Genomic DNA, 23942 nt, shown 5'->3' with positions numbered 1-23942 from the left:
GGAACCGGTCACGCCGGATCGGTCCTCGGATCGGTCTCCGGATCGGTCCAGGAGAGCCCGTCGGCGGAGGGGACCAGCCCCCCGCGCAGCAGCGGTGACTCCGCCGTGGCCCGTCCGAGCACGCCGCGGCGCTGGATGTCGTTCATCTCCTGCATGACCGACGCGACCGCCGGGACGCCGAACAGGTGGTTCATGCGTTCGCCCGACTCGGTCTGCATGGACCCGGTCGCCTCCACGGCCGCGCCGAGCGCGCGCGAGGAGCCCGCGAACCGCGCGGTGAGCGCCGGGGCGTCGGTGAGGGCGGCCTCGCCGGATGCGACGCCGCCGACCAGGGCCACGAACGCCTCCATCGCGGAGGCGTCGAACAAGGTGACCTTCTTGGCCTTCCAGAAGTAGGTGTCCTCGCTGGCCTGCATGTCGTAGAAGGCGCTCAGGAACTCGTAGAAGACGCCGTACTCGCGGCGGTAGCGGCCCTCGAACTCGGTGAACGCCCGGTCCTCGGGGACGCTCCCGTCCAGCACGCTGTTGATCGAGCGGGCGGCGAGCAGCCCGCCGTAGGTGGCCAGGTGGACGCCGGTGGAGAACACCGGATCGATGAAGCAGGCGGCGTCGCCGACCAGCGCCATGCCCGGCCTCCAAAAGCGGGTGTTGGCGTAGGAGTAGTCCTTGCGGACGCGCAGTTCGCCGTAGGTACCGGTGGTGACCCGAGTGGCGTCCCCGAGCAGGTCGCGGACGATCTCGCAGCGGTCGATGAATCCGAGCAGCGCCTTCTCTCGGGCGTCCTGGTCGCCCTGGACCTCCTGCGCGGCGGTGTGGCTGATCACCGCGCCGATACTGGTCAGCGTGTCGCTCAGCGGGATGTACCAGAGCCAGCCCTCGTCGAACGCGGCGCACAGGATGTTGCCGGAGTCCGGGGCGGGCAGCCGTCCGCCGCCCTCGAAGTACCCGAACAGCGCGAGATTGCGGAAGTGCTCGGAGTAGACGCGCTCGCCGCCGGCGGCGCCGCTGATGCGGGTGCGGTTGCCGGAGGCGTCGATCACGTGGCGGGCGCGCACCTCCCGCACCTGGCCGGACGCGCCGGTGTACCGGACGCCGCGGACCCGCTCCTGGTCGGACAGCACTTCGCCGACCGAGGCGTTCTCCCTGACCTCGACGCCCCGGGCCGCGGCGTTGCGCAGCAGGATGTCATCGAACTTCATGCGCTCGACCTGGTAGGCGAACGACGTCGGCCCGGACATCTCGGGCGAGAGCGCGAACAGGAAGTTCCACGGGAGGGGGTTGGTCCCCCAGCGGAAGCTCCCGCCGCGCTTGACGGTGAATCCGGCTCGCTCGACCTCCTGCTCGACGCCGAGTAGCCGGCAGATGCCGTGCACGGTCGCGGGCAGCAGCGACTCGCCGATCTGGTAGCGCGGGAATGTCTCCTTTTCCAGCAGGAGCACCCGGTGGCCGTGTCTGGCCACGAGAGTGGCGGCGGTCGAGCCGCCAGGGCCGCCGCCCACCACGACGACGTCGTACTCCTCGGTCTTCACGCGTTCTCCTCTTCGGTTCGCCGCGCTGCGGCAGAGGTGCCGAGCGTCGGGACGGCGCCCCGGCGGCGCGGGCTTCTCAGCGGGTGAGCTTGGCGACCCAGTCGGCCACCGTCGGCCGCTCGGCCAATTCGGCCAATTCGACGTCGGCGCCCTCGGCGCGCCAGCGCTCGATGAGCGTCATCAGCCGGATCGAGTCCAGTCCCCGGTCGATGAGCTGGACCTCATCGGTGATCTCGTCCTGCGGCACGCTCAGGACGTCGGCGACGTCGGCGCGGATGCGTTCCGGGGTGAGCGGCGTCCGCTCCATCACGTCACTCCTCAGACAATGAACTTAGGTAAGGCTTGCCTAACTCTGCGAAGTCGGATGGGCCATGTCAAGGGCGTCCAAGAGACGCATAGATCACTCTTGACGGCCAGAGACGCCCTCTGGAATATAGGTTTGCCTAACCTAAGTTAGGTAGACCTAATTTCGGGGGTGCGGTGATGCGCGACCGCGTGACGGCCGTGACCGGTGCCGCCGGCGGGATCGGCGCGGCGACCGTAGCCGCGCTCGTGTCCGCCGGACGGCCGGTCGCGGCGCTCGACATCGACCAGGACGGCCTCCGCGCACTCTGCGGCGACCTGCAGGAACGGCGGCCCAACGAGGCCCACACCGTCCAGGCGCACACCGTCGACATCCGCGACAGAGCCGCCGTGGAGGCGGCGCTCGACAAGGTGGAGGCAGGGCTCGGTCCGGTGACGGGGTTGGTCAACGTCGCCGGTGTGCTGCGTCCCTCGCCCGTGGTGTCGACGACCGATGACGACTGGGCCGCAACGTTTGCCGTCAACACCACCGGCGTCTTCGTGGCCTGCCGCGCCGCCGCCCGCAGGATGGCCGAACGCGGCCAAGGCGCGATCGTCACGGTCGGGTCCAACGCCGGCGGAGTCCCGCGGACCGGGATGGCCGCCTACGCCGCGTCCAAGGCCGCCGCGGCACACTTCACCCGCTGCCTCGGACTGGAGTTGGCCCCGCACGGCGTGCGCTGCAACATCGTCTCGCCCGGCTCCACTGACACCCCGATGCTGCGGGCCCTCGGCGCGGGCGACGTCGTCGAGGGCGACCTGGCGAGCTTTCGCACCGGCATCCCACTCGGCCGCGTCGCGGACCCGCGGGACGTCGCCGAGGCGGTGCTCTTCCTGCTGTCCGAGAAGGCCCGGCACATCACCATGCACGAGTTGTACGTCGACGGCGGCGCCGCGCTGCGCGCCTGACCCGGAGCCGATTCGGAGCCGATTCCTTGACGATCCTCACCCAGTCCCACGCCGACCTCCTGAGCGACTACCGGCCCCAGGAATCCTTCTTCTTCCGGTCGCCCGCGCATGGGCTGCTCGCCCAGGGCACCGTGGCCGTCGTCCCGACCTGCAATCCCCGAAGCCCCGCCGACGCCGTCGCGCGACGGGTCCGCGCGACGCTCGCCGAGGCCCGGGACCTGGGGCAGCCGCGGCCGATCGTCGTCGGCGCCCTGCCCTTCCATCCCTCGACCCCGGCCCGGCTGCGGGTCCCCCGCACCGTTCGGTGGACCGGTCCCGCACCTGCCGCGGCCCCGCCCGTGGGACCGCCGGTCGGTTTCGCCGAAGTCCAGCACGTGCCCTCACCAGAGGTGTACCGGCACGGCGTCGGCGAGGCGCTGGAACGGCTGGCCGACAGCCGGATCCGCAAGATCGTCCTCGCCCGTGCGCTGCACCTGGAGGGTGCCCGGCACCCGGGGGCCGGGGCGCTGCTGCGGCGCCTCGCCCACGACAATCCCGCCGGCTACGTCTTCGCGGTGGACCTGCAGCCCGGCCGGACGCTGCTCGGCGCGAGCCCCGAACTGCTCGTGCAACGCGACGGCGGACTCGTCACGGCCAACCCGCTAGCCGGTTCGGCGCCGCGACACGCCGACGCCCGCGCTGACGCCCGCGCGGGTGAACGGCTGCTCGCCTCCGAGAAGGACCTGCGCGAACACGCGGTCGTCGTGGAAGCCGTCGCCGAGGGGTTGCGTCCGTTCTGCCACGACCTCCACGTCCAGGACGAGCCCTCGCTGCTCGAGACGCCGACGCTGTGGCATCTGTCGACGCAGATCCGCGGGCAGCTCCGCGACCCCGAGGTGACCTCACTGCATCTGGCGGCGGCACTGCACCCGACTCCGGCGGTGTGCGGCACGCCGAGGAGCCTGGCGATGCGCGCCATCCAGGAGATCGAGCCGTTCAACCGCAGCTTCTACAGCGGCGCCGTCGGTTGGTGCGACTCGTCCGGCGACGGCGAATGGGCCGTCGCGATCCGCTGCGCCGAGGTCGCCGACGACGAGATCCGCATCTATGCGGGCGCCGGAATCGTCGAGGGCTCCGTTCCGGACGCAGAGCTGGCCGAGACCTCCGCCAAGTTCCGCACGTTCTTGCGTGCGATCGGCATCGACCAGGACCTGTGATGCTCGACTACTGCACCCCATGGCCGGACGAGACCGCGGCCCGCTATCGCGCCGCCGGGTACTGGCGCGGGGAGACCTTCAGCGCCCTGCTTAGCCGGCTCGCCGCCGAGCACACCGACCGCGTCGCGGTGGTCGACGGACGACGGCGCTGGAGCTACACCGACCTCGACGCGCGGGCGTCGTGCCTCGCCACCGGACTACGCGGCCTCGGGATCGGCCCGCGCGACCGGGTCATCGTCCAACTGCCGAACATCGCCGAGTTCCTGGAGACGGCATTCGCGCTGTTCCGGCTCGATGCCATCCCCGTATTCGCACTCCCCGCGCACCGGTCGAGCGAGATCGTCCACCTGGCCCGGCAGTCGGAGGCGGTCGCCTACATTGTGGCGGCCGAGCACGGAGGCTTCGATTACCGGCCGCTCGCCGGAGCCGTCCGGGCTCAGGTGCCCGGACTGCGACACGTGATCGTCATCGGCGACGCCTGCGGGTTCACTTCGTTCGACACACTGCGCGACCACGACACCGGCGGTTTTCCCGTGTGTGACCCGGCGGATGTGGCCTTGTTCCAATTGTCGGGCGGCACCACCGGGACCCCGAAGATGATCCCACGCACGCACGACGACTACCTCTACAGCATCCGCGCGAGCGCCGAGATCTGCGGGGTCACGACCAGCACCGTTTACCTGGGCGCGCTGCCCGTCGCGCACAACTTCCCGATGAGCTCTCCCGGTGTCTTCGGGACTTTGCATGCGGGCGGACGGGTCGTCATGGCACCGCAACCATCGCCCGCCGCCGCGTTCCCGTTGATCGAGGCCGAGCGAGTCACACTCACCGGGCTCGTCCCTCCGCTGGCGATGCTGTGGATGGACACGGCTCGCACCACCCCGCACGATCTGTCGAGCCTGCAGGTGCTCCAGGTCGGCGGGGCCCGGTTCAGCGACGCGGCTGCCGGCCGCGTCCGCAGTGCCCTCGGCTGCGACCTCCAGCAGGTCTTCGGCATGGCCGAGGGTCTGGTCTGCTACACGCGTGCCGGTGAAGCAGAGAGGTATCACCTGACGACACAGGGCCGGCCGATTTCCCCCGACGACGAGATCCGCGTGGTCGACCGCGCCGGGAACGAGACCCCGCCCGGGGAGCCCGGCGAACTGCTCACTCGAGGGCCCTACACCATCCGCGGCTACTATCGCGCCGCCGAGCACAACACCGTCGCGTTCACTCCGGACGGGTTCTACCGGACTGGCGACATCGTCCGCCGCCTCCCGTCCGGCCACCTCGTCGTCGCGGGCCGGGAGAAGGACCAGATCAACCGCGGCGGCGAGAAGGTCGCCGCCGAAGAGATCGAAAACCACCTGCTCGCCCACCCCGCCGTCCAGGACGCCGCCGTGGTGGCCGTCCCCGATCGCTTTCTCGGCGAACGGACCTGTGCGGTCGTGGTGCCTCGCGGAGTCGCCCCAGTCGCCGGCGAGCTGCGGGAGTTCTTGCGCGACCGCGGGCTCGCCTCCTTCAAGATTCCCGACCGAGTTGAGATCGTCACCCGATTCCCGGTCACCGGTGTCGGAAAGATCAGTAAGCGCGAGTTGCGCCGGGCTCTGGCCGCACACCTCACCTCCACCCCTTAGGAGTCATCATGGGCCTGCCCCGGATTGCCCCGTACCCGATGCCCGACGCAGCACCCGAGAACCGGGTTTCCTGGACCGTCGAGTCCAGCCGCGCCGTGCTGCTGATCCACGACATGCAGAACTATTTCGTCGACGCCTTCGCCCGCGACCGATCCCCGATCCCCGAACTCCTCGCCAACATCCTCGCTCTGCGCGCTCACTGCGACAACCGCGGAATCCCGGTCGTGTACAGCGCCCAGCCAGGCGCCCAGACCGCGCAACAGCGCGGACTGCTCCAGGACTTCTGGGGCGCTGGCATCCCCGCCGACCCCAAAGCCGCCCAGATCATCGACCCGCTCGCCCCGACCGGTTCCGACATCCTGCTCACCAAATGGCGCTACAGCGCCTTCCAGCGCACCCCGCTGGACACGGTGCTGTCCGATCTCGGTCGCGACCAGCTCATCATCACCGGCATCTATGCCCACATCGGCTGCCTCATGACAGCGGTCGAAGCGTTCATGCGCGACATCGAGACGTTCTTCGTCACCGACGCCACAGCCGACTTCTCCGCCGACCATCACGCTTCGGCCATCACCTACGCCGCCGAACGCTGCGCGATGGCTCTCACCACTAGCCGCCTGCTCTCCCGACTGGTCGCCCATCCCGCGCCTGCAGCCCAGTAGCCGCGTCGATACACTGCGGCCCCGTCCGTGCCGGGTGGGCCAGACCGTTTACGGTCACGGACCACACACGTGCGAACGAGCCGCACTGCTCAGCAGCAGGCCGTGTGGCGGATGGCGTGCGCGGCCTGCGCCTGGGTCGCGGCCGGTTCAGTGACGGGCTCGCCGGGCCGTCGCCACGAGCCGACCTCCGGGCGGTCCGCGCGACGGCGGGGAGATTAGGCCGTGGACCGGGGCAGCTTGGCGCCATCGTCAAGGTCGTCTCAGGCTGCGGGTACCCCTGTGGTCATCCAGACCACGCGGAGCACTGCTGGCGGTGTTCGCCAGATAGCGGCTATCGGAACACCGAGATCACGGCAACCGAAGGTGCGTGGCCAAGCATCGCCCGTTTCAGATGATGGTCGCTGACCGCATCCCGGGAAGAGGTCGCAACCGCAGCACAGTTGGGAGCGTCCCGCGTTCGAGGGCGGTGCAGAGCCGGTGGATGGCCTCGTCCCGGATACGCCGCCGCAGATCGACTGGGTCTGCGTCCTGCTCATAGGCGATGTCGAGCCGCAGTTCGGGCCGCTTGGACGAGCCGATCAGCCGGGCCCGCACCTTGCGCACGCCCGGGTACTCGCCGATCTCGGCTTCCAACGCGCCCGCGATCGCCTTCGCCTCCACCCGCGCCATGCCGACCTCGACGTCCGGCTCCAGTGCGAGGCTCCGCAGCCGGCCAGAGCGGATCTGCATGAACAGCCAGGCCATTCCCAGCAGCGCCACGACCACAGCCGCCGCGGCGACGGCCGGCCAGAACCAGCCATGGTCATTGGCGAAGCGGCGCGCCTCCTCCAGCACCGGGGCGGAGGATCGCGCATCTCCGAAGGCACCCCAGCCTCGTGCCAAACCACCGGTTCCGGCGGCAGCGAGGAAGACTCCGAGCAAGATCAGGCCGGTGCGGTTGACGTGCGCTGGACGGCGGTCCATCACCCCTCCCGGTGCTTCATCCGCACCGCGACCGAGCGAGCGGGCAGCGGCCCGAGCCGGTCGAGCCGCTCGCGTACGGCCTCGGCGACTCCCTCGTCCAACCCCGCGGGCGCCTGCACGGGTGTCTGCGCGACCACCCTCACCCGCCGACGGCGCAGCCGGACTCTCCGAACACCCGACACTCCCGGTGCCCCCTCGGCCGCCGCAGCGGCGAGGCGCTTGAGCCCGCGCCTGCTCACTCCCGTCAGCAGGCTCGGGTCGCGCCCGTGCAGCGGGACGACGCGGGACGTGCCCGGCAGCACGGCGGCCAGCACGAAGCAGGCGCCGATCAGCGCTAGGACCGCGAAGATCGCGAGCGCGTACCAGTCGTTCCAGTCCGCCTTCCGCACCCACCCGTACGGGAAGACGCGCGCCGGATGGTCCAGTGTCGTCGAGATGACCTCGATCGCCGTCAGCACGCCGGCCACCACCATCAGCAGCGCACCGGCAAGGGCCGGCAGCACCCGCCTCGAGCGGAACGCGTGCTTGGCCGCCCGGTCGGCCCTGCGCGTACCACCCGCACGCGTGCGCGGCTCGGTCGCTGGCCGGTTGCTGGCGGGCGCGGTCACCGTACAGTCCTCCCGCCGAGCGCCGGGCTCCTCAGCTCAGCCACGTCGACGTCCACCTGCCGGACGGTGAGCCCGGTCAATTGCTTAACCCGATCGCGCACGTTCTGGCGCACCTGGCGGACAACGGCGCGCAGGGGCATCGGATAGGCCACCGACAGCGTCATCTTGGCCGTCACGATGTCCCCGGTCACCCGTACCTCGGTGCGGGCGGGACGCCGCCCGGGGACCGGCACGCCGACGATCGTCCGGCCGAGACCGCCCGATTCTTCGACCTCCTGCGCGGCCTTGACGACGATACGCGCGACCGCCCGCTCGCGGATCGTCGTCCTGCCGCGCTCGGGGTGTGTCACCGCCGCCGTCCGGCGCCGCCCGGGGAGAAGATCTCCCTGAGGTCAAGATCGCCCTCGATGACGCGGCCGCCCACAAAGCCGAGCACGCCGAGGAACAGCACGAGGAAGAAGGCGCCGACGCCGCCGAACGCCCCGGCGAACCCCAGGGCCACCCCGAAGGCCAGACCGACCAGGGACCACAGCACTCTCACATCCATCTGAGTCTTCCCCTTGAGCTCCGCGAAACGCTCACCCGTCATCGGCCACGTCCCCGATCAGCACGTCCACCGTCCGCCGGCCGGCCAGCGGGCGCACCAGACACCTGACGTCGTCGGCGATCTCGGCGAAAGGCCGTCCATACTGGACGACCACCCCCACCTCGATCACCGCGTCGTGAACGGCGACGCCCGGCAACGGGGGCCCTGCGCGATAGGTCGCGATCCAGCCGCGCGGACCGGCCGTCAGTCCCAGCACGTCCGGGCACGTCATGGTCGTCTCGGCAACCCGCTCCGCCAGTTGAGCGAGCGGCTCCCCACGGCTGGACGCCACCCTGGTCGGGTCGCTCATCTTTCCGCTTCCGCCAGGCTGGCTCTCCTCTGGCCGACCGCCTGGCCGTGCCCCTACCAAGAGCCGCGGCTCGCCCGTCCCCCTCCTCCCGACCGGACCCGGTTCACCGGCGGCCCCCGCCCAGGGCCGGTGGGGCGCGCCCGGCGCGTCCGGCGGGGAAATCATCGGACTCGGGACTCCTCGGGTCGCTCCTCCGGCTCGTCACCGGCCACGTGGACGTCGTCCACGGTGATGTTCACCTCGACGACCTCCAAGCCGCACATGTGCTCGATCTCGCTGACGACGTTGGCGCGAACGGCGGAGGCCAACTCGGGGATGGACAGCCCGTACTCCACGACTAGATCGATGTCGACGGCCGCCTGACGCTCACCGACCTGCACGGCCACACCCTGCGTGCTGTCGGCCGTCAAGCCCGGCATCCGGTCCCGAACCGACCCGAGTGTCCGGGACATGGCCGCGCCCATCTCGTGCACGCCCCCGACCTTCCTGGCGGCCATGGTGGCGATCTTCGCGACGACGTCGTCAGCGATCCTGGTGTTGCCGCCGGACGTGACGAGCTCACTCGACCCGCCGTCGGCACTACGTTTGCGCCTCGTCCCAGCCGCGCCCTGCCCTGCGCCCCGCCTATCATCCTGACTCACGATTGCCCCCTGGACACACACGCCGACCCAACCGCCTCGGCCAACGTGCCGTTAATGCTCGCTGAGCGTCATTGAAAACCGTGATATAGCTAAAGAGTGGGTCAATCAGGTGATTCGAACGAAATTGACAGCACGCCCCGCCGGCGTTTCAGGCCAGAGGCGAATCAAGGAATACGCCCCTAAGTCGAGAGCGCGTCGTTTCCGTCGCCGAAACGAGAGATCGGGACTGCCAGCCGCCGACGTTCGGCGGGGGCGGGAGGTCGCCTCCGCAGCCCGCACGTGGAAGTCGCGGATCTGGTCAGGCCCGGCGCCGAGCGCGGTAGCAAGCAGCGCCGTCTCCTGGCTCAGTCTGGTCCGGCTCATGAGCCGGTTGTCGGTGTTGACCGTCGCGTTGATCCCGCAGCGTCGGTGAGCGCCGCCTTCCGCGCCTCCATGTCGCGGAAACCGCGCAGCCACACGTAGCGGTTCGGGTCGTCCTCGTCGTGGAACTGCCCGATAACGCGCATCCCGACGGCTTCCTGCGACTCCACGAACTCCCGATCGATATCCGCACGTTTTCGGCCACTTCCGCCGCGGGAGGCGTCCATGGCCACGGTCGCCCTCGCGCTGCTGGACGGGATGCCGCTGTACGAGGTCGGCATCGCCTGCCAGGTGTTCGGTGTGGACCGCAGCGAGCTGACCGGGCCCAAGGGCGGGGTCGGGTGGTATGAGCTGCGGCTCTGCGCGGCCGAGCCCGGCGACGTGGGGTTCGAGTTCGGGTTCGGCGTGCCTGCCGAGCACGGGTTCGACGCGCTGGCGGAGGCCGAGATGGTGGTCGTCCCGGCGCTGCCGATGGAGCACGTGGAGTCGGAGCTGGTTCGTCCGGCAAGCCCAGATGAATTCGCCGACGTTCGCCCGCCGCTTCGCGGCCCATGCCGGGACGAGCCCGTCGCGGTGGCTGCTCGACCAGCGGCTTGGGCGCGTCCGCCTCCTGCTGGAATCCACCGACCTGCCGATCGACCAGATCAGCGGGCAGAGCGGCCTCGGCTCCGCCGCGAACCTGCGCCGCCATTTCACCCGGCATGTAGGCGTCACGCCCACCGACTACCGGCGCGCGTTCCGCACCCGAAACGGCCAAGGGCCGCCAGACCGGGTGGTCTGACGGCCCTTCCGGCCGGTTCACGGTCACGCTTTGTTGTAGGTGTGCTTGGCCCAGAGGTAGGAGACGACGCCGATTCCCGCGCACCACGCGATGGCGATGACGGCGTTGTTGCCGATGGGGCTTCCGAGCAGAAGGCCCCGGACGGTCTGCATGATGGGCGTGAACGGCTGGTATTCGGCGAACCAGCGCAGGACGGTCGGCATCGAGTCCGTGGGAACGAATCCGCTGCCGAGAAACGGGAGAAGGGTAAAGGCATCTCCAGGACACGTCTCGGTACTGATCTTTCCTCCGGCCCACTCACCAGGTGCCGCTTCGAAGGCGGCAGAACATCTGAGTGACAAGTTAGCCTCACAGTCGTTGTTCAGGACCTGGGAATGGCGGTCGCACGCTGGTTCCGCTGGGTATGCCTGATCGGTGTGCCGGTCACATTCGCCTACTACGCCGTCTTCACGGTTCCCCGCTGGCCAGGCTGGCCACCTGGATCTATCACGGCCAGGGGTCCTACCGCGGGCATCGGCTGTGGTGGACGGTGCACGCGCGCAACAAACGCTGCGTCACCCTGGACCTGCGCTCGCCGGAAGGCCGCGACCTGCTGCTTCAGGTCGTGAAGTCCGCCGACGTCGTCATCGAGAACTTCCGTCCGGGGACGCTCGAACGGTGGAACCTGGGCTACGACCGGCTCAGCGAGCACAACCCGGGACTGGTCCTGGCCCGCATCTCCGGATACGGCCAGACCGGTCCCTACCGGGAGCGCCCCGGGTACGCGTCGGCGGCGGAGGCGATGGGCGGACTCCGCGCGATCAACGGTCATCCCGGGGAGGCGCCCCCGCGCATGGGCATCTCGCTGGGCGACTCCCTGGCCGGCATGTTCGCGGTACAGGGAATCCTGGCCGCCCTCCTCGGCCGGGGCGAGACCGGCGCCGGGCAGGTCGTGGACGTCGCCTTGACCGAGGCGTGCCTCGCGCTCACCGAGTCGGTCATCGGCGAGTACGACAGGCTCGGCCGGGTGCGCCGCCCCTCGGGCACCAGGCTCGAGGGGATCGCACCGTCCAACATCTTCCGCACCGCCGACGACCGGTGGCTGATCGTGGCCGCCAACCAGGACAGCGTGTTCCGCAGACTCTGCGCCGCGATGGACATGCCGAAGTTGGCGGACGACCAGCGGTTCACCGACCACCGCGCGCGGGGCAGGCATCAGGACGAGATCGATGAGATCGTCGGGCAGTGGGTCGCCGAGCACACCGCTGAGCACGCCACCGCGGCGTTGCTGCGCGCGAACGTGGTGGTGGCACCGGTCCACACGGCGGCCGACATCGTCGCGGACCCACAGTTCAGCGCACCAGGTCAGCGGCCGACTATGCGAGAGCTATGGGTCTCCACAACCACTCCTTTGTACAATCCGTAGCAATCTGATCACACAAGGGAGTCGAAATGGTCATGGAAGTTTCGCCCAACGATCCCCCGGGGAACCTTCCCCGCGGACTTCCGACGTTCGTCGGGCGAACTCTCGATCTGCTGGAGATCGGACGGCTCCTGTCGGAGCACCGCCTGGTCACGGTGACCGGGGTCGCCGGCGTCGGCAAGACCCGGACCGCGCTTCGCACCGGGGAGGACCTGGCGGGCCGGTTTCCGGACGGAGTGTGGCTGATCCCGCTGTCCCAACTGTCCGATCCGGCCAATGTCCCCAATGCCGTCGCGCTGGAGATGAAGGTGCGCGACCAGACCGCGCGGCCGATGATCGACCTCCTCGCCGCGCATCTGGCGGGCCGCAGTTGCCTCATCATCCTGGACACCTGCGAACACCTGCTGGAAGGCTGCGCTTTCGTCGCCCGCGAGTTACTGGCGGCGTCACCGCAGACCCGCATCCTGGCCACCAGCCGCGAACCGCTCTTCATCGCCGACGAGGTGATCTTCGAACTGGAGCCGATGCCGACCCCGGCCGAGCAGGGCGGCAGGACGGGAGGCGACTCGGTGCGGCTGTTCGCCGAGCGGGCCCGGCAATGCGTCCCGGAATTTACGGTGACGCAGGACAACGCCGAAGCGGTCGGCGCCCTGTGCGACCGTCTGGACGGGCTGCCCTTGGCCCTGGAGTTGGCCGCTGCCCAACTCCTCCACCGGACGGTCGAAGACCTCGCCGACCGGCCCGATCCCCGCGCTGTTCCACCCGAGGCGAAGGCCGAGACGATGTCGGAGGTGGTGATCGAGGCGATGTCACCTCGCACGGCGCTCGCCGCGCACGGCGGCCTGTGGACGGCGATCGGCTGGAGCCATGAGCTGTGCACCCCGGCCGAACGGCTGCTGTGGGCGCGCGCGTCGGTGTTCGCCGGCCCCTTCACCCGGAAGGCCGCCGAGGAAGTCTGTGGAGGCGGCCCGCTCACCAACCTGGACGACGTGCTGGAGCGGCTGGTCGACCAATCGGTCCTGATCCTGCGCGGCGACTCCTACCGGTTACTGGACGCGCTGCGCGAATACGGCGCGTTCTGGCTCGCCGAACTCGGCGAGGACGACGATCTGCGCGCGCGGCATCGCGACCGGTACCTCGCCATCGCCCGCCGAGCCTTCCCCGAGTGGACCCGTCAGGGGCAGGTCGGGTGGTATCAGCTGCTGGCAGATGAGTTCGCCGAGGTCAGGAAGGCGATGCGGACCTGCCTGGACGAGCCGGGGCCGAGCGCGCTGGAACTCGCCGGCGCGCTGTGGTTCTTCTGGATCTCCTGCGACTTCGAGCGCGAGGGCCGCGAATTCCTGGAACGGGCGCTGAACCATCACACCGTCCCGGGCCCGCTGCGCGTCCGGGCGGCCTGGGCCCTGGGCTGCGTGATGAACTTCCAGGGCGATCTGGACGGCATCCAGATGTGCATCGCCGAGTGCCGTTCCGCCGCGCCCGATCCGACCGCGGTCCGGGCCGCCGACTACATCGAGGCCACCGACTGGGCCATGGGCGGCAAGCCCGAACAGGCCCTGGAGCGACTCGTCCACCTGGTTTCGGCGGCTTGGGAGGACTCCGTCCAGGAAGCGGTCTGGATGCTGTCGAAGGCCGCCCTGGCATTCGCCCGGGTCGCCATGGGCGACTACCCGGCAGCCACCGAACTCGCCGACGATCTCAGGGAGGACGGCACACGACGCGGCGAACTGAAGTTCCGTTGCTGGGGCCACTACATCCATGCGCTCATCGCCCTGTTCACCAAAGACCACGCCGCCGCGGCAGAACACGCCGGAGTGGCCTTCGACGGGAGCCGACAGCTCAACGACGCCTCGAACATGGCGCTGAGCCTTGAGGTCGTCGCGATCGCGAACCATGCCCAGGGTGCCCCCGAACGCGCCGCGGTGCTGCTCGGCACCAGCACCCGGCTGTGGAGCCACGACGGCGGCCGTGACCGTTTCACTGTCCCTCAACTGGCCGTGGCACGCCAGGAATGCGAGAGGTCCATCGCCGATGCCATCGGCAAGGACGCTCTGAACACGCTCTTCACGACCGGCCTGCACGCCACCTGGCCCTAGGCTTGCGGCACGGAGAACCGCAAGGTAGGTGTCCCCCGGTCTCGCTGAGCGCCTCCGGGCACCACCGGCGCACTGCAGCGTCCCCCGCGATGGCAGCGACCCCGTCCTGACTGCGGCGTGCGGCGCGTATCCGCTCCACGATGGGTGAGCGTGTGGCGATCAAGAACCGGACAGGCATTCGGTGCTCGGCGGCGACGCCGTGGAGGAGTCGGTGATGAGGAGGGGATCAGGCATTCTCCATGACCAGCGGCCCGCATGGCGCATCCAGGTGGCGAGGCCCGGGGTCACAGTCGCTCGAGAACACCACCGCGTCTATGAAGCCCATCATGTCGCGTGATGCAGAGCGTCGCGCTCTGCGCCTCGTTCGGTGGGCCGGGTGACTGCCAGGTCTTGGCGGCGGAGAAGCAGCACGGCGCTGCCTCACTCAGCTGCTCTTGGGAGTAGCGAGCGAGGGCCCGCAGCGCTATGACGATTCAGATCACCAGTTCTTGGCCCCGGCCGTCCGCCCATAGATCCCTCGTGGACGTAGCGGGTTGTGTCTAGGAGAATCTGCCGCCAGAGGTCAGCCCCGGCACCTCAGCGGCGGGGCTGTGTTCAACTCGACCGGGGTGGCGTCGGAGCGTGCGCTCGTCCGCAGTACACGCGGCCTTGCGCGTGAGAGGGAGGGCCGCCGCCGGGGCGTTCCCTGCGGCGGGACCCGAAGTCAGAGGTCGGGTTTAGGGGCTCTCGAACCCGGCCGCGGTCAGGGTCGTCTTGCCCTGTGCCGAGAGCACGAGTTGAAGGAATTCCTTGGCCAGGGCGGGCTGGGGTGCTTTGCCCAGGGTGGCGATGGGGTAGTCGTTGATGGCCTTGGCGGCCTCGGGGAAGTCGATCCCGTGCACCTTGGCGCCGGCTGCCTTGACGTCGGTGCGGTAGACCAGCGCGGCATCTGCCTCACCGAGGGTGACCTTGTTCAGGGCGCCTTTGACGTCCTGTTCCAGCGACACCGGCTTGACCTTCACCCCGGCGGCGGCCAGGGCCTTGGTGGCGGCGGCGCCGCAGGGGACCTGCTGGGCGCACAGCACCACCTTGACCTTGGGCCCGGCCAGGTCCTTGATGCCGGTGACCTTGGCGGGGTTGTCGGCGGGAGTGGCGATCTGGAGCCGGTTGCGCACGAAGGTCTGCGGTTGCCCGTCGGTCAGGCGGGCGTCGGTGACGGTCTTCATCGTGGCCGGGCTGGCCGCAGCGAACACATCGGCCGGAGCGCCCTGGGTGATCTGCTGCGCAAGGGCGGAACTGTCGCCGAAGTTGAACCGGACCCTCACCCCCGGATGCGAACCCTCGAAAGCCTTGCCGAGCGCGGTGAACGACTCGGTCAGCGACGCCGCCGCGAACACCGTCACCGTCTTCCCGCCTCCACCCGAACCTCCCGCGCCCTTGTCACCGGTGTCGCCGCAGCCGGTAACGGCCGCCGCGAACAGAGCCAGCCCAGCCGCCCCGACTGTCAGCCGCGTGGACCGCCAGGTGGACGGCCGGGTGGACACCGCCGTTACCGGGCCGGTGGCCTGGTGGCCTCTCGGGCGGGTGCTCTTGGGGGCGGTGAGGTGGGTGGTCAGGCGCTTGAGCTTGAGCAGCACAGCAACTCCTCGAACAGGGGGATGGGCCCGGCAGGGGGCGGATGCCAGATCAGGTGGGGGCCGGGCGTTCGACGACGACGTTGGTGGACTTGACCACGGCCTCGGCGAGCACACCGACCTGCAGACCGAGCTGGTCGGCGGCCTCCCGGCTCATCAGCGACACCAGCCGGAAAGGACCGGTGGTGATCTCCACCTGGGCCATCACCCCGTCCCGCACGACCTCGGTCACGATGCCGCGCAACCGGTTGCGCGCCGAGGACGTGGAGTTCTCACGCTGCCCCGACCCGTGCTGAGCGCGGGCGAACGCGGCCAGATCGGCCCCCTCGACCACCCGCCGCCCCGCCTGGTCCCGATGCGCGGGCAGCCGCCCGGCGTCGATCCAGCGGCGCACGGTATCGGAACTGACGCCCAGCACCGCACTCACCTCGTTGATCCGGTACACCACCACAGCACCCTCTTCCCGCAGAATCTACCTTCTGCGCCAGTATGGCCATGCAACTGCCAGGCAATAGTTTCCAACCGTCCTCAGATGCGAAATCCTTGCAAGGGAGTGGGCCGCGCCGTCGTCCCACCTGGCACGTGCCCCAAGGAGCGCCCATGGACAAACCAGGTTCAGCCCCACTCCCCCACCCGACCACCCCACACGGCACCATGGCGGCCAACTCACATCGCACACACAACCCCCCGCAAGCGAGCGCGCAGGTCCGGCTCACCGGAGAACTGGAACGTGCGACGCCGCTGACCGTGGCCGATCTGCGAGCGATGCCCCAGCACACCATGCCCGCGAAATTCTTATGCGGCAGACTCGGCGCACAACGCCACGAGTACACCGGCACACCCCTGCTGGGCGTGCTCCTGGCCGCCCGACCACGATTCGACCCCGCCGTCCGCAAGGACCGAGTCCGGTTCCTGGTCACCGTGACCGGCCGCGACGGACACCTCGCCGTGCTGTCCTGGGCCGAAATCGATCCCCAGTACGGCGACACCACCGTGCTACTGGCCACCAGCGTCGACCACCACCACCTGGACACCCAAGGCCCACAACTGGTCGTCCCCGGCGACGCAGCCGGCGGCCGATACGTATCCCAGATCACCACAATCTGGGTCGGACCAGCCATACCCACCCGACCCCCTACCCGCCGATAAGCCCAGCACGACCGCAGCAGCGGACCGGAGACCATCAGGAAGGCGAGCGGCTCTACTGGCAGGCCGCCAGCGCCTGGCAGCCATTCGCGCTACTGGATTGGTCCAACTGCGAGCAGAGACCAGTGACCTCGAGGAGGCTGAGCAGCTCTACCGGCAGGCCACCGACACCGGGAACCCCGACACGCTGCCGCGGCTGGCCACCCGCAGGACATAGCCGGAGAGCTAGAGGTGGTGAGCGAGCAGATCGAGGAGCCAGGTGACGATGCCGCCCCAAGACGGTGGCCTTACTCTTGCGAGATCCGCAGTATGCCTTAGCCCGTCTCGTCTAGGATGACCTCGCAGGTGTTGCCTTTCAATTCTGACCGCACATGCGCTTGTACCCGTCCATGGCTTCTTTTTCGTCCATTGCGGAGTACTGCTTGCCGCCTATGTCGACGGTGTCGCCGCTCTCGCTGACGGTGATCGCCTCGGTGCCGCCTCCACCCGACCAGATCACCTGGTCACCCGCGTCGTTGAGCTCGCCGGTCCTCTTCGCCTTGTCGTTGATGACGACGGCGCTCTTCCCTGTGCTTTGGCACCCGAACGTGTGGTAAGTGACGCTGCTTCCGTCGATGATGATTTTGCCGTTCCTGTCGTAGTACGCGCCGTCCAGGTCGCTTCCACCGCAGGCGGAGAGCGCGAGAGCGGCCATGACGGCCAAAACCGCAGCGGCTGCGGCCCGCTTGACATCCCTGATGAGCACGCCGTCCCTCCCCGTAGCCGTCTGCGGCATTCCCCGCGGCCTCCTCGTTCGCCAGGCACCGTGTCACAGAACGGTAGACATGGTACAAATAGTCGAATGCCTGTTCGACGGCGGCCCTGTGGATGGGACGGGATCGCAGGCGATGGCGACCCAGCCCAGAGGAGTGACATCAAAGTCGGTGCAACGGCACGGCCCGTGGCGATCATTCCTCCTGCATGATGAGCGGCGCCCATCCACCAGGCGCATCAGGGAGAGGCAATTGGCGCAGCACACTGCACGTACGGAGAGGCACTCGGCAGCAGGCCCCGATCGTGATCGGTGTGCCAGTCGCCTGTCTCCGCGTCGGTACCGGGCCCACCCACAGCAGGGGACGAGATCCCTGGCTGGGAGCGAGGTAGCGATGGTGCAGGACGTCGCGAGACATGCCCGTCATGATGTCGGGCGGCGCCGTCGCTTCTCCCTGTCCATGAGCCGATGGGCGGAGGAGTCCCGCATGCAGGGACCCAATCCGGTTGCCCGCATGGATCTTCGGATAGGAGCCGTCGCCTGAAGGTCCGTCTCATCCCTCTATTGAGGATCGAAATGTTCCCCGCTGGCTATTAGGACCCCTCAGATAGGAAGGAGAAACCGGGTGCCCACCGTATCGAGGTAGGCGTCCGGTCATCCGCAATGGCCTACGTCGAGAAACGCGGGCGATATTTCCGTGGCCGCTACCGCAACCCCCCAGGCGTCGTCCCCCAATGGGGCACCGTGTCCGCAGATGAGAACGGGGACCCGTTCACCACCCGGATCGCGGCCTACAACGCCGCCAACGACAAGGAGGCCCAAATCCGGCAACTCGTCTCCCGGTGGGAGGGTCCACCCGTCGAAGGCGTCACCCTGGATCAGTGGAAACGCCTTCTGGCCGGGCGGCGCCGAGCCCGTGGAGAAAGGAACCCCTTCGCCGGGGAGATCACCCTCCGGACATGGATCGAAACCAAATGGTTTCCCGCGCAGGACATCGAGGCCCGCAGTCTCGAGAGATACGAACAGCACCTGCGGCTGCGGATTCTCCCAACATTCGGCGACCTGCCCATCAACGCGATCTTCGAGCGAGAAGAGATCGAAGCGTGGGCCATCGGGCTCCGTCGCCGGTATGCCCGTAGCACGGTGGATAACGCTCGGAATCTGTTGTCCACCATCCTCGGGGACGCCTGCGAAGGAGGACTGCTCGACGTCAACGCCGCGGCCCGGCGCCGCCGACGAGGCAAGATGGTGGATCAGCGCGCCAAAGACGCCGAGAAACCACGGCCATGGGTGACTCCGCTTCAAGCGCTGCTGATCGCCGAACGATGCGCGGTGCTGACCGGGCGGGACGACGACTTCGTCATGTGGACGGTGTGCGCTTGGTGCGGGTTGCGATGGGGCGAACTCATGGGCTTGCAGCGCCACCATCTCCGCGGCGACACGTTGGCCGTAGAAACACAGCTCGACTACAGGGCCAAACCGGTGGGGCTCCGCGCGCCGAAAGAGGGGTCCTACCGCAACGATAACCCGCACTATTTCGGTGCCGTGGATCTACCACCATTCCTGATGGAACTGTTCGCGCGGCATGTGATCAAAGGCTCAACTGGTCCCTGCGGCTGCCCCTGTGGGGGCGAAGACTTCCTGTTCCTCAATCCTCGCGGAGGACATCATGGCCACCGCGGATATGCCGACTTCCCCTGGTTGCCCGCCGCTGCAGGAGTGCATCCCGCCCGCCGACGGCGGCCTGGCCGGGCTAGAGGCGCCCAGGCCCGGCCGGTCCTGGTCAACATGGTCCCGGGTTGGCCCGGCCGCCCCCTGCGGCCCGCGTGGCCTGCCGCCACCGGGCCCGACTGGTCGCCACCGAGAGTGCAGGGTATTCCTCGCTACGACCTTCCCATCGTGGATGACCGCGCGGTCGACTGTCCTCGGTGCGGCGCTCTGGCAGGCGAACCCTGCATCTGGCCCCATGGGAGCGCTGAGCGGCACCGGCCTCGCCGTGCCGCCGCCGCCGCTGCGGGGCACGTCCAGCAGTTGGAACTCGCGTCGTGGCTGCCGATCGCCGCGGACTTGACGCCCCATGGGTTCCGGCACTCCCAGCGGGTCTGGCTGGACGACGTGGGCACCTCCAAGGTCCTCACCCATGACCGCCTCGGCCACGCGCTGCCAGGCATCGGGGGAACCTACGCCCACGTCTCCCCATTCATGCGCCAGCAGCTCCGTGAGCGGTTCCAAGCGCTGTGGGAACAGACCCTGGAACAGCGGCGCGCGCTGTCGCCGGCCTCCCTCGTACCGGCCTTGAACGATCTATTGCTCGCCGCGTGAACGGGAACGCTGGCGGCTGTCTCCCGAACGTCTCCCAATCGGGGAGACGGCAGCCGAGATCCTCATCAGCGGTCGTCCATCGACTTGAGCCTGCCATCAGTGGATCGTTGATCCTCGCAGGTCAGCTTCCATCTGACGGGCGGCCTTCGGGCGCAGGGGGCCGTCAAGCTATACCGGGACGCGAAGATCCTCGAAGTCGGCGAGGGAACGTCCGAGGTCCAGCGAATGCTGATCGCCCGAGCCCTCGGCCTCCCGCCCGCCTGACCCCTGCGCGCGGTGCGCAGCATGACCCCAGTAGCCCCATGGCGCTCGGCACTGACCGCACCGTGCCGAGCGCTTTTCTCGCGCGCCGACCGTCCCCCGGCGGCGGAGACGCTCGACGGGCCTACGCTCGCGGGCGTTCCAGCAGCCGGGAAAGGACGACGATGCTGCGGGTCCGTAGCACGAGAGGTTCACTCCGAATCCGTTCCAGGGCTGCTTCCAGATGCCGAGTGTCGGCGGCGAGCAATCGAACGATCGCGTCGGGCTCGCCCACGACCGTGCAGAGGTCGGCGATCTCCGGATGCCTCTCCAAAGTGCTGAGAATATCGTCCGAGGAGATCTTTCCCGCGCAGTAGATTTCGACGAACACCTCCGTCCGCCAACCGAGGACGTCGAGGTCCACGACGGCGGTGAAACCTCGGATGACGCCCACTTCGCGCAGCCTGTCCACCCGGCGTTTCACGGCCGGCGCGGAAAGCCCGAGCTCGTCTCCTATGTCGGCATACGTCGTTCTGGCGTCATCCACCAGGCGGGCGATGACTTTTTCGTCGATGTCGTCCCGTTCTGCATGCACGGCCGGTTCCTCCATGACTCTGCATTCTTATACGGGAGCACGTCCGAGAAGCCTCCTGGGGATCAACGCCGCCGACATTTCCCAGGGGACCGGGAGAGCAGGCCGAAACGGTCACCCAAAAAACACTGCCCGGCTTATTCTTCGCCGTGGGTAGCCAGAGCATTGCGCAACGCGCGTAGGGCGTAGTGGGTTCGTGACTTGACCGTGCCCTGAGGGATCTGGAACTGCTTCGCCACCTCCGCGACCGAGCGGTTCCGGTAGTAGACCTCGATGAGCATGCTGCTGTGCAGCTCGGGCAGGGATTTCAGCGCCTCGACGACCACGATGGAATCGACGACCCGATCGGAGTGGTCGCCGCCGGCGGCGGCGCCGCCGGCGGAGCCGGCCTCGGGCAGTTCGGGCACTTCCAGCGGCCGGGTCGCCTGCCGTCGGGCCCGGTCGAACGCCAGGTTGCGCAGGATCGTCAGCAGCCAGCCCGTGAGCGGGATGGTGGCGGTGGCCACGATATGGACGTGCTTCCACGCTCGGATCAGCGTCTCCTGTACCAGGTCCTCGGCCGCGGCCCGGTCCCCGGTCAGGCGTGTCGCGTAGGCGAGCAGCATCCTGCCGTACTCGTCGTGAATGCCCCTGATCAGTTGCTCGTCCCGTGCCGCGTCGCGCTCGTATGGGTTTTCCTGAATCGGGCAGGCTACCGCCGTCACCGTTCCTCCATTGATATCGCGGCACCGGGTCCTGCATTCGACCGCGGCACGCCCGGAGCCGACCGATAATCTCGTGCCGACCACCCGTACGAGCAATGTCGAAGGAACGGTTCAAGGTTTCAGGAATTACTTGAAAAGAGTACCTGGAACGGACCGAAGCGACACCGGCGAGGGCCGACGCCATTATCGGCGTCGGCCCTCGCCTGCCTTCCCGCCTGCGGGGTCACGGGAAGGCGGCGCACCGGAGGGGACGTCGGGGCGGCGCGCCACGGGACCCATGATATGCAGCGGCTCACCCGATCGCCGCGGCTCGACGTTGCATATCGGGAGCGATCTGTTGCGTGTTTTCACAAGCCTGGCGACTGGACGTCCATTACGCGGCGGCGAGCGTACGATAATTGTCACTGGAAACGTTTGTCGAAGTCCGGCGCGGCAGCAGACGGTCCGCCGGACGGCACAGCGAAGGAGACCGCGTCATGGCTGGGAACCTGTCCGTCGATCCGGCGGGGTTCGGAGCGCTGTCGGCGTCGCTGCACGGGAGCGCGGCGACACTGCACGAACAGGCCGCGCGGCTCACCGCCGGGACCGCCGCCGCCTACGGCGAGACCGACGCCGGCGCGGAGGCCGAGCGCGAGCATCAAGCCCTGGTCTGGGGCATGCACGACCACCTGCGGGACACGGGGGATCTGCTGGCGGAGTCCGGCGCCGAGGCGGCGCGCACGGCGCGGCGGTACGACGAAGCCGAGGAGGACCGGATGCGGACCGCGACCGTCCTGGCCAATGCCGTCTGACGCCACGGCGCGGGCACTGGCGGCCGTGGGGGTGAGGCATCCCGGCGGGGACCCGGCCGCCCAGCGGGAGCAGGCCGGCCACTGGCTGACGCTCGGCGACCACTTCACCGAGCAGGCCGGCCAGGTGTCGGCCGGGTCGGCGACGCCGCACTGGCAGGCGCCGTCCGCGGCGGGCTTCCAGCAGCACACGCTGAACCTGGCGAACAACCTCCAGGGCACGGCCGCGGTCGCGCAGAGCGTCGGGAACGCACAGGGCCATACCGCCGCGGGACACGACATGGTCCTGCGGATCCTGCGGGAGTTGGGCATCCAGATCGCGATATCGATCGGCTTCATGGCTCTCGCGTCGGTGCTCCCCCACCTGGCCGCCGCCGCGATGGCCGAGCTGACGCTGCTCGCCGAGACGGCGGGACGGGCCGTGCAGATCCTCGTGTCGGTGCTGCGCGCCCTGGCGCGGTTCATGACGCGGGCGCGGCTGTGGCTGGAGCGGCTGGCCAAGCAGACCTGGCGCACGGAGCGGTTCAGCATCAACTGGGGCCGTCCCCTGGTGGACGGCTCCCGCGACTTCGTGACCGACATCGTCACCAACGTCACCTCGTCCAAGATCCTCAACGAGCCGATCGATCCGGCGAAGGTCTTCACCAGCGCGGCCGTCTCCTTCGCCGGGGGCGGGCTGTTCGGCGGGCTCGAGGGCAGCGGCGTCAAGAAGGTCGTCGACGGGGGCGGCAACATCAGGCGGGGAACGGACGGCCTGCCGGAGTTCAAGACCTTCAGCGACCAGGTCAAGACCGAGTTGAAGAAGATCGGGCCGCGACCGCGGCCGCGGCCCGACGGCGGGCCCGTCGTGCCGCTGCCGGCGGCCGCGGCGGCCCGGCAGCGGGCGGCGCGGGCCGAGGCCGCCGCCCGGGCCGCCGGCCTGCTCGACCCGGTCGCGGCGCGGCGGGCGCTGGGCCAGGCGGGGAACGCGCGGCGGGCCCAGCGCCAGGCCGTCGCCGCGCGGCGCGACGCCCAGCTGGAGTTCGACCAGGCCGAGGCGGCCTTCGACCGGATCGACGAGTTCGTCCGGCGCGGCTGGATGCCCCAGGAGGCGGGCTACGATTCCGCGCAGCGGCTGGTGAACGCCGACACGGCCCTGGCCCGCGCCCGTACCGGGGTCGACACGGCGGACGCCGCGCTCGGCCAGGCGCGCCGGGGGGAGGGCATCGTCGAGAACCTGGACAACGCCCGGGACGCCCTCCGCCAGGTGTCCCCCGTCCGCCGTTTCCAGGAGCACTGGCGCCACAACATGTGGAACGAGGGGGTGCCCACCGGCTACGAGGAGGTCATCGCCGGCGGCCGGCGCGTGCTGAGACCGAACGCGTGGGAGCCGACGAACCTCGCCGGCTTCGGCGCGCAGCCGTTGAAGGGGTTCTCCTCCCCGAAGCCCTGGCAGGAATGGCTGATCTACGACGGGACGAAGGACTTCATGAAGTCCTTCGTCAACGACACCGTCAAGAACGCGATCGACTTCGGCCAGCACGGCGGCGACCCCAATCTCATCTGGAAGAAGGCGCTGCTCTCGGGCGCGTTCGCGGGCGGGCGCGGGGTGTTCAACGGCTTCGGCGCCAATGTCTACTACCCGAAGGTCGGTCTGGAGGAGCAGTTCTGGAAGATCGGGACCAAGGGCCTCGACGTGACCATCAGGAACGGCTATGTCGAGCCGCTGATCGACCCGTCCGACAAGTGAGCCGCCTGAACCCCGACCTCGTCTCGCGCGTAGCACGTGCAGCCCCAAGGAGTGGA

General features: G+C 69.1%; 25 protein-coding genes and 2 pseudogenes. 12 read left to right on the top strand and 15 right to left on the bottom strand.

Annotation, left to right across the window (positions count from 1 at the left end; all coding sequences use genetic code 11):
• Positions 1-8: 8 nt before the first annotated feature.
• Together FXF65_RS30280 and FXF65_RS30275 are read right to left on the bottom strand one after the other, a co-directional pair.
• Positions 9-1529, bottom strand: coding sequence for a tryptophan 7-halogenase (locus tag FXF65_RS30280; protein ID WP_148353434.1), 1521 nt, complete (start codon positions 1527-1529; stop codon positions 9-11).
• Between the two features lie 76 nt (positions 1530-1605).
• Positions 1606-1836, bottom strand: a complete 231-nt coding sequence (locus FXF65_RS30275; protein ID WP_187412557.1) for a phosphopantetheine-binding protein — start codon at positions 1834-1836, stop codon at positions 1606-1608.
• Between the two features lie 176 nt (positions 1837-2012).
• Between FXF65_RS30275 and FXF65_RS30270 the strand changes: the two genes are divergently transcribed.
• The 4 genes from FXF65_RS30270 to FXF65_RS30255 are packed head-to-tail and all read left to right on the top strand — an operon-like array spanning position 2013 to position 6254.
• On the top strand, positions 2013-2780 hold the full coding sequence (locus tag FXF65_RS30270; RefSeq protein ID WP_148353432.1) for a 2,3-dihydro-2,3-dihydroxybenzoate dehydrogenase: 768 nt from the start codon (positions 2013-2015) through the stop codon (positions 2778-2780).
• 26 nt (positions 2781-2806) lie between these two features.
• Positions 2807-3976, top strand: coding sequence for an isochorismate synthase DhbC (dhbC, locus tag FXF65_RS30265; RefSeq protein ID WP_148353431.1), 1170 nt, complete (start codon positions 2807-2809; stop codon positions 3974-3976).
• Entirely contained in the window at positions 3976-5592 is a 1617-nt protein-coding gene (locus FXF65_RS30260; RefSeq protein WP_148353430.1) for a (2,3-dihydroxybenzoyl)adenylate synthase, read from the top strand. Before dhbC ends, FXF65_RS30260 begins: the two co-directional genes overlap by 1 nt.
• 8 nt (positions 5593-5600) lie before the next feature.
• Positions 5601-6254 (top strand): isochorismatase family protein, encoded by a 654-nt coding sequence (locus FXF65_RS30255; RefSeq protein WP_148353429.1) that lies wholly within the window; start codon positions 5601-5603, stop codon positions 6252-6254.
• 387 nt (positions 6255-6641) lie between these two features.
• Here the strand turns inward: FXF65_RS30255 and FXF65_RS30250 are convergent, their stop codons facing one another.
• The 7 genes from FXF65_RS30250 to FXF65_RS30220 all read right to left on the bottom strand — a co-directional run bounded on the left by FXF65_RS30250 (position 6642) and on the right by FXF65_RS30220 (position 10003).
• Positions 6642-7088 (bottom strand): alkaline shock response membrane anchor protein AmaP, encoded by a 447-nt coding sequence (locus tag FXF65_RS30250; RefSeq protein ID WP_246199208.1) that lies wholly within the window; start codon positions 7086-7088, stop codon positions 6642-6644.
• Between the two features lie 128 nt (positions 7089-7216).
• Positions 7217-7720, bottom strand: a complete 504-nt coding sequence (locus FXF65_RS30245) for a DUF6286 domain-containing protein (protein ID WP_246199207.1) — start codon at positions 7718-7720, stop codon at positions 7217-7219.
• A 101-nt stretch (positions 7721-7821) separates the two neighbouring features.
• Positions 7822-8175: an Asp23/Gls24 family envelope stress response protein gene (locus tag FXF65_RS30240; protein ID WP_148353426.1), complete on the bottom strand. Its 354-nt coding sequence runs from the start codon at positions 8173-8175 to the stop codon at positions 7822-7824.
• Positions 8172-8372, bottom strand: a complete 201-nt coding sequence (locus tag FXF65_RS30235) for a hypothetical protein (RefSeq protein WP_378233968.1) — start codon at positions 8370-8372, stop codon at positions 8172-8174. The genes FXF65_RS30240 and FXF65_RS30235 overlap by 4 nt, the downstream gene beginning before the upstream one ends.
• A gap of 31 nt (positions 8373-8403) precedes the next feature.
• Positions 8404-8721, bottom strand: a complete 318-nt coding sequence (locus tag FXF65_RS30230) for a hypothetical protein (RefSeq protein WP_148353425.1) — start codon at positions 8719-8721, stop codon at positions 8404-8406.
• A 161-nt stretch (positions 8722-8882) separates the two neighbouring features.
• Positions 8883-9362 carry an Asp23/Gls24 family envelope stress response protein gene (locus tag FXF65_RS30225; protein WP_148353424.1) on the bottom strand — a complete coding sequence of 160 codons (480 nt, stop codon included), beginning with the start codon at positions 9360-9362 and terminating at the stop codon, positions 8883-8885.
• Positions 9363-9721: 359 nt separating this feature from the next.
• Positions 9722-10003 (bottom strand): hypothetical protein, encoded by a 282-nt coding sequence (locus tag FXF65_RS30220; RefSeq protein WP_222868779.1) that lies wholly within the window; start codon positions 10001-10003, stop codon positions 9722-9724.
• Between the two features lie 233 nt (positions 10004-10236).
• Here FXF65_RS30220 and FXF65_RS44835 point away from each other — a divergent pair, with 233 nt between their 5' ends.
• Positions 10237-10503: a helix-turn-helix domain-containing protein gene (locus tag FXF65_RS44835; RefSeq protein WP_222868778.1), complete on the top strand. Its 267-nt coding sequence runs from the start codon at positions 10237-10239 to the stop codon at positions 10501-10503.
• Positions 10504-10526: 23 nt separating this feature from the next.
• Here FXF65_RS44835 and FXF65_RS30210 read toward each other — a convergent pair.
• Positions 10527-10745 (bottom strand): annotated as a pseudogene (locus FXF65_RS30210) (ABC transporter permease); the annotation flags it as partial.
• Positions 10746-10906: 161 nt separating this feature from the next.
• Here FXF65_RS30210 and FXF65_RS30205 point away from each other — a divergent pair.
• Positions 10907-11908, top strand: coding sequence for a CaiB/BaiF CoA transferase family protein (locus FXF65_RS30205; RefSeq protein ID WP_148353422.1), 1002 nt, complete (start codon positions 10907-10909; stop codon positions 11906-11908).
• Positions 11909-11934: 26 nt separating this feature from the next.
• The gene (locus tag FXF65_RS30200) at positions 11935-14001 is read left to right on the top strand and encodes an ATP-binding protein (protein ID WP_148353421.1); all 2067 of its coding nucleotides are present in this window, start codon (positions 11935-11937) and stop codon (positions 13999-14001) included.
• Positions 14002-14717: 716 nt separating this feature from the next.
• On the opposite strand, the gene modA is transcribed toward FXF65_RS30200, so the two are convergent.
• Together modA and FXF65_RS30190 are read right to left on the bottom strand one after the other, a co-directional pair.
• Positions 14718-15617 (bottom strand): molybdate ABC transporter substrate-binding protein, encoded by a 900-nt coding sequence (modA, locus tag FXF65_RS30195; protein ID WP_246199204.1) that lies wholly within the window; start codon positions 15615-15617, stop codon positions 14718-14720.
• 49 nt (positions 15618-15666) lie between these two features.
• Positions 15667-16065, bottom strand: a complete 399-nt coding sequence (locus FXF65_RS30190; RefSeq protein ID WP_148353420.1) for a TOBE domain-containing protein — start codon at positions 16063-16065, stop codon at positions 15667-15669.
• A 149-nt stretch (positions 16066-16214) separates the two neighbouring features.
• Between FXF65_RS30190 and FXF65_RS30185 the strand changes: the two genes are divergently transcribed.
• The gene (locus FXF65_RS30185) at positions 16215-16763 is read left to right on the top strand and encodes a molybdopterin-binding protein (RefSeq protein WP_148353419.1); all 549 of its coding nucleotides are present in this window, start codon (positions 16215-16217) and stop codon (positions 16761-16763) included.
• Positions 16764-17115: 352 nt separating this feature from the next.
• On the opposite strand, the gene FXF65_RS30180 is transcribed toward FXF65_RS30185, so the two are convergent.
• Positions 17116-17505, bottom strand: a complete 390-nt coding sequence (locus tag FXF65_RS30180; RefSeq protein WP_148353418.1) for a hypothetical protein — start codon at positions 17503-17505, stop codon at positions 17116-17118.
• 669 nt (positions 17506-18174) lie between these two features.
• On the opposite strand from FXF65_RS30180, the gene FXF65_RS30175 reads away from it, so the two are divergent.
• A complete protein-coding gene (locus tag FXF65_RS30175) occupies positions 18175-19833 on the top strand; it encodes a zinc finger domain-containing protein (RefSeq protein WP_148353417.1) in 1659 nt (552 codons plus the stop codon).
• A gap of 165 nt (positions 19834-19998) precedes the next feature.
• Positions 19999-20097 (top strand): annotated as a pseudogene (locus FXF65_RS30170) (acyl-CoA dehydrogenase family protein); the annotation flags it as partial.
• 121 nt (positions 20098-20218) lie between these two features.
• On the opposite strand, the gene FXF65_RS30165 reads toward FXF65_RS30170, so the two are convergent.
• Entirely contained in the window at positions 20219-20683 is a 465-nt protein-coding gene (locus tag FXF65_RS30165; RefSeq protein ID WP_148353416.1) for an Lrp/AsnC family transcriptional regulator, read from the bottom strand.
• 119 nt (positions 20684-20802) lie between these two features.
• Positions 20803-21369, bottom strand: coding sequence for a sigma-70 family RNA polymerase sigma factor (locus FXF65_RS30160; protein WP_281288964.1), 567 nt, complete (start codon positions 21367-21369; stop codon positions 20803-20805).
• A 476-nt stretch (positions 21370-21845) separates the two neighbouring features.
• On the opposite strand from FXF65_RS30160, the gene FXF65_RS30155 reads away from it, so the two are divergent.
• Positions 21846-22160, top strand: a complete 315-nt coding sequence (locus tag FXF65_RS30155) for a hypothetical protein (RefSeq protein ID WP_148353415.1) — start codon at positions 21846-21848, stop codon at positions 22158-22160.
• Complete coding sequence (locus tag FXF65_RS30150) at positions 22150-23886, top strand: HlyD family secretion protein (protein WP_148353414.1); 1737 nt, start codon at positions 22150-22152, stop codon at positions 23884-23886. Before FXF65_RS30155 ends, FXF65_RS30150 begins: the two co-directional genes overlap by 11 nt.
• Positions 23887-23942 lie beyond the last annotated feature (56 nt).

This window comes from Actinomadura syzygii, from assembly GCF_008085905.1.
Taxonomy (GTDB): Bacteria; Actinomycetota; Actinomycetes; order Streptosporangiales; family Streptosporangiaceae; genus Spirillospora; species Spirillospora syzygii.
The sequence above is the reverse complement of the archived record's forward strand: the minus strand, read 5'-3'. Positions and strand labels throughout refer to the sequence as shown.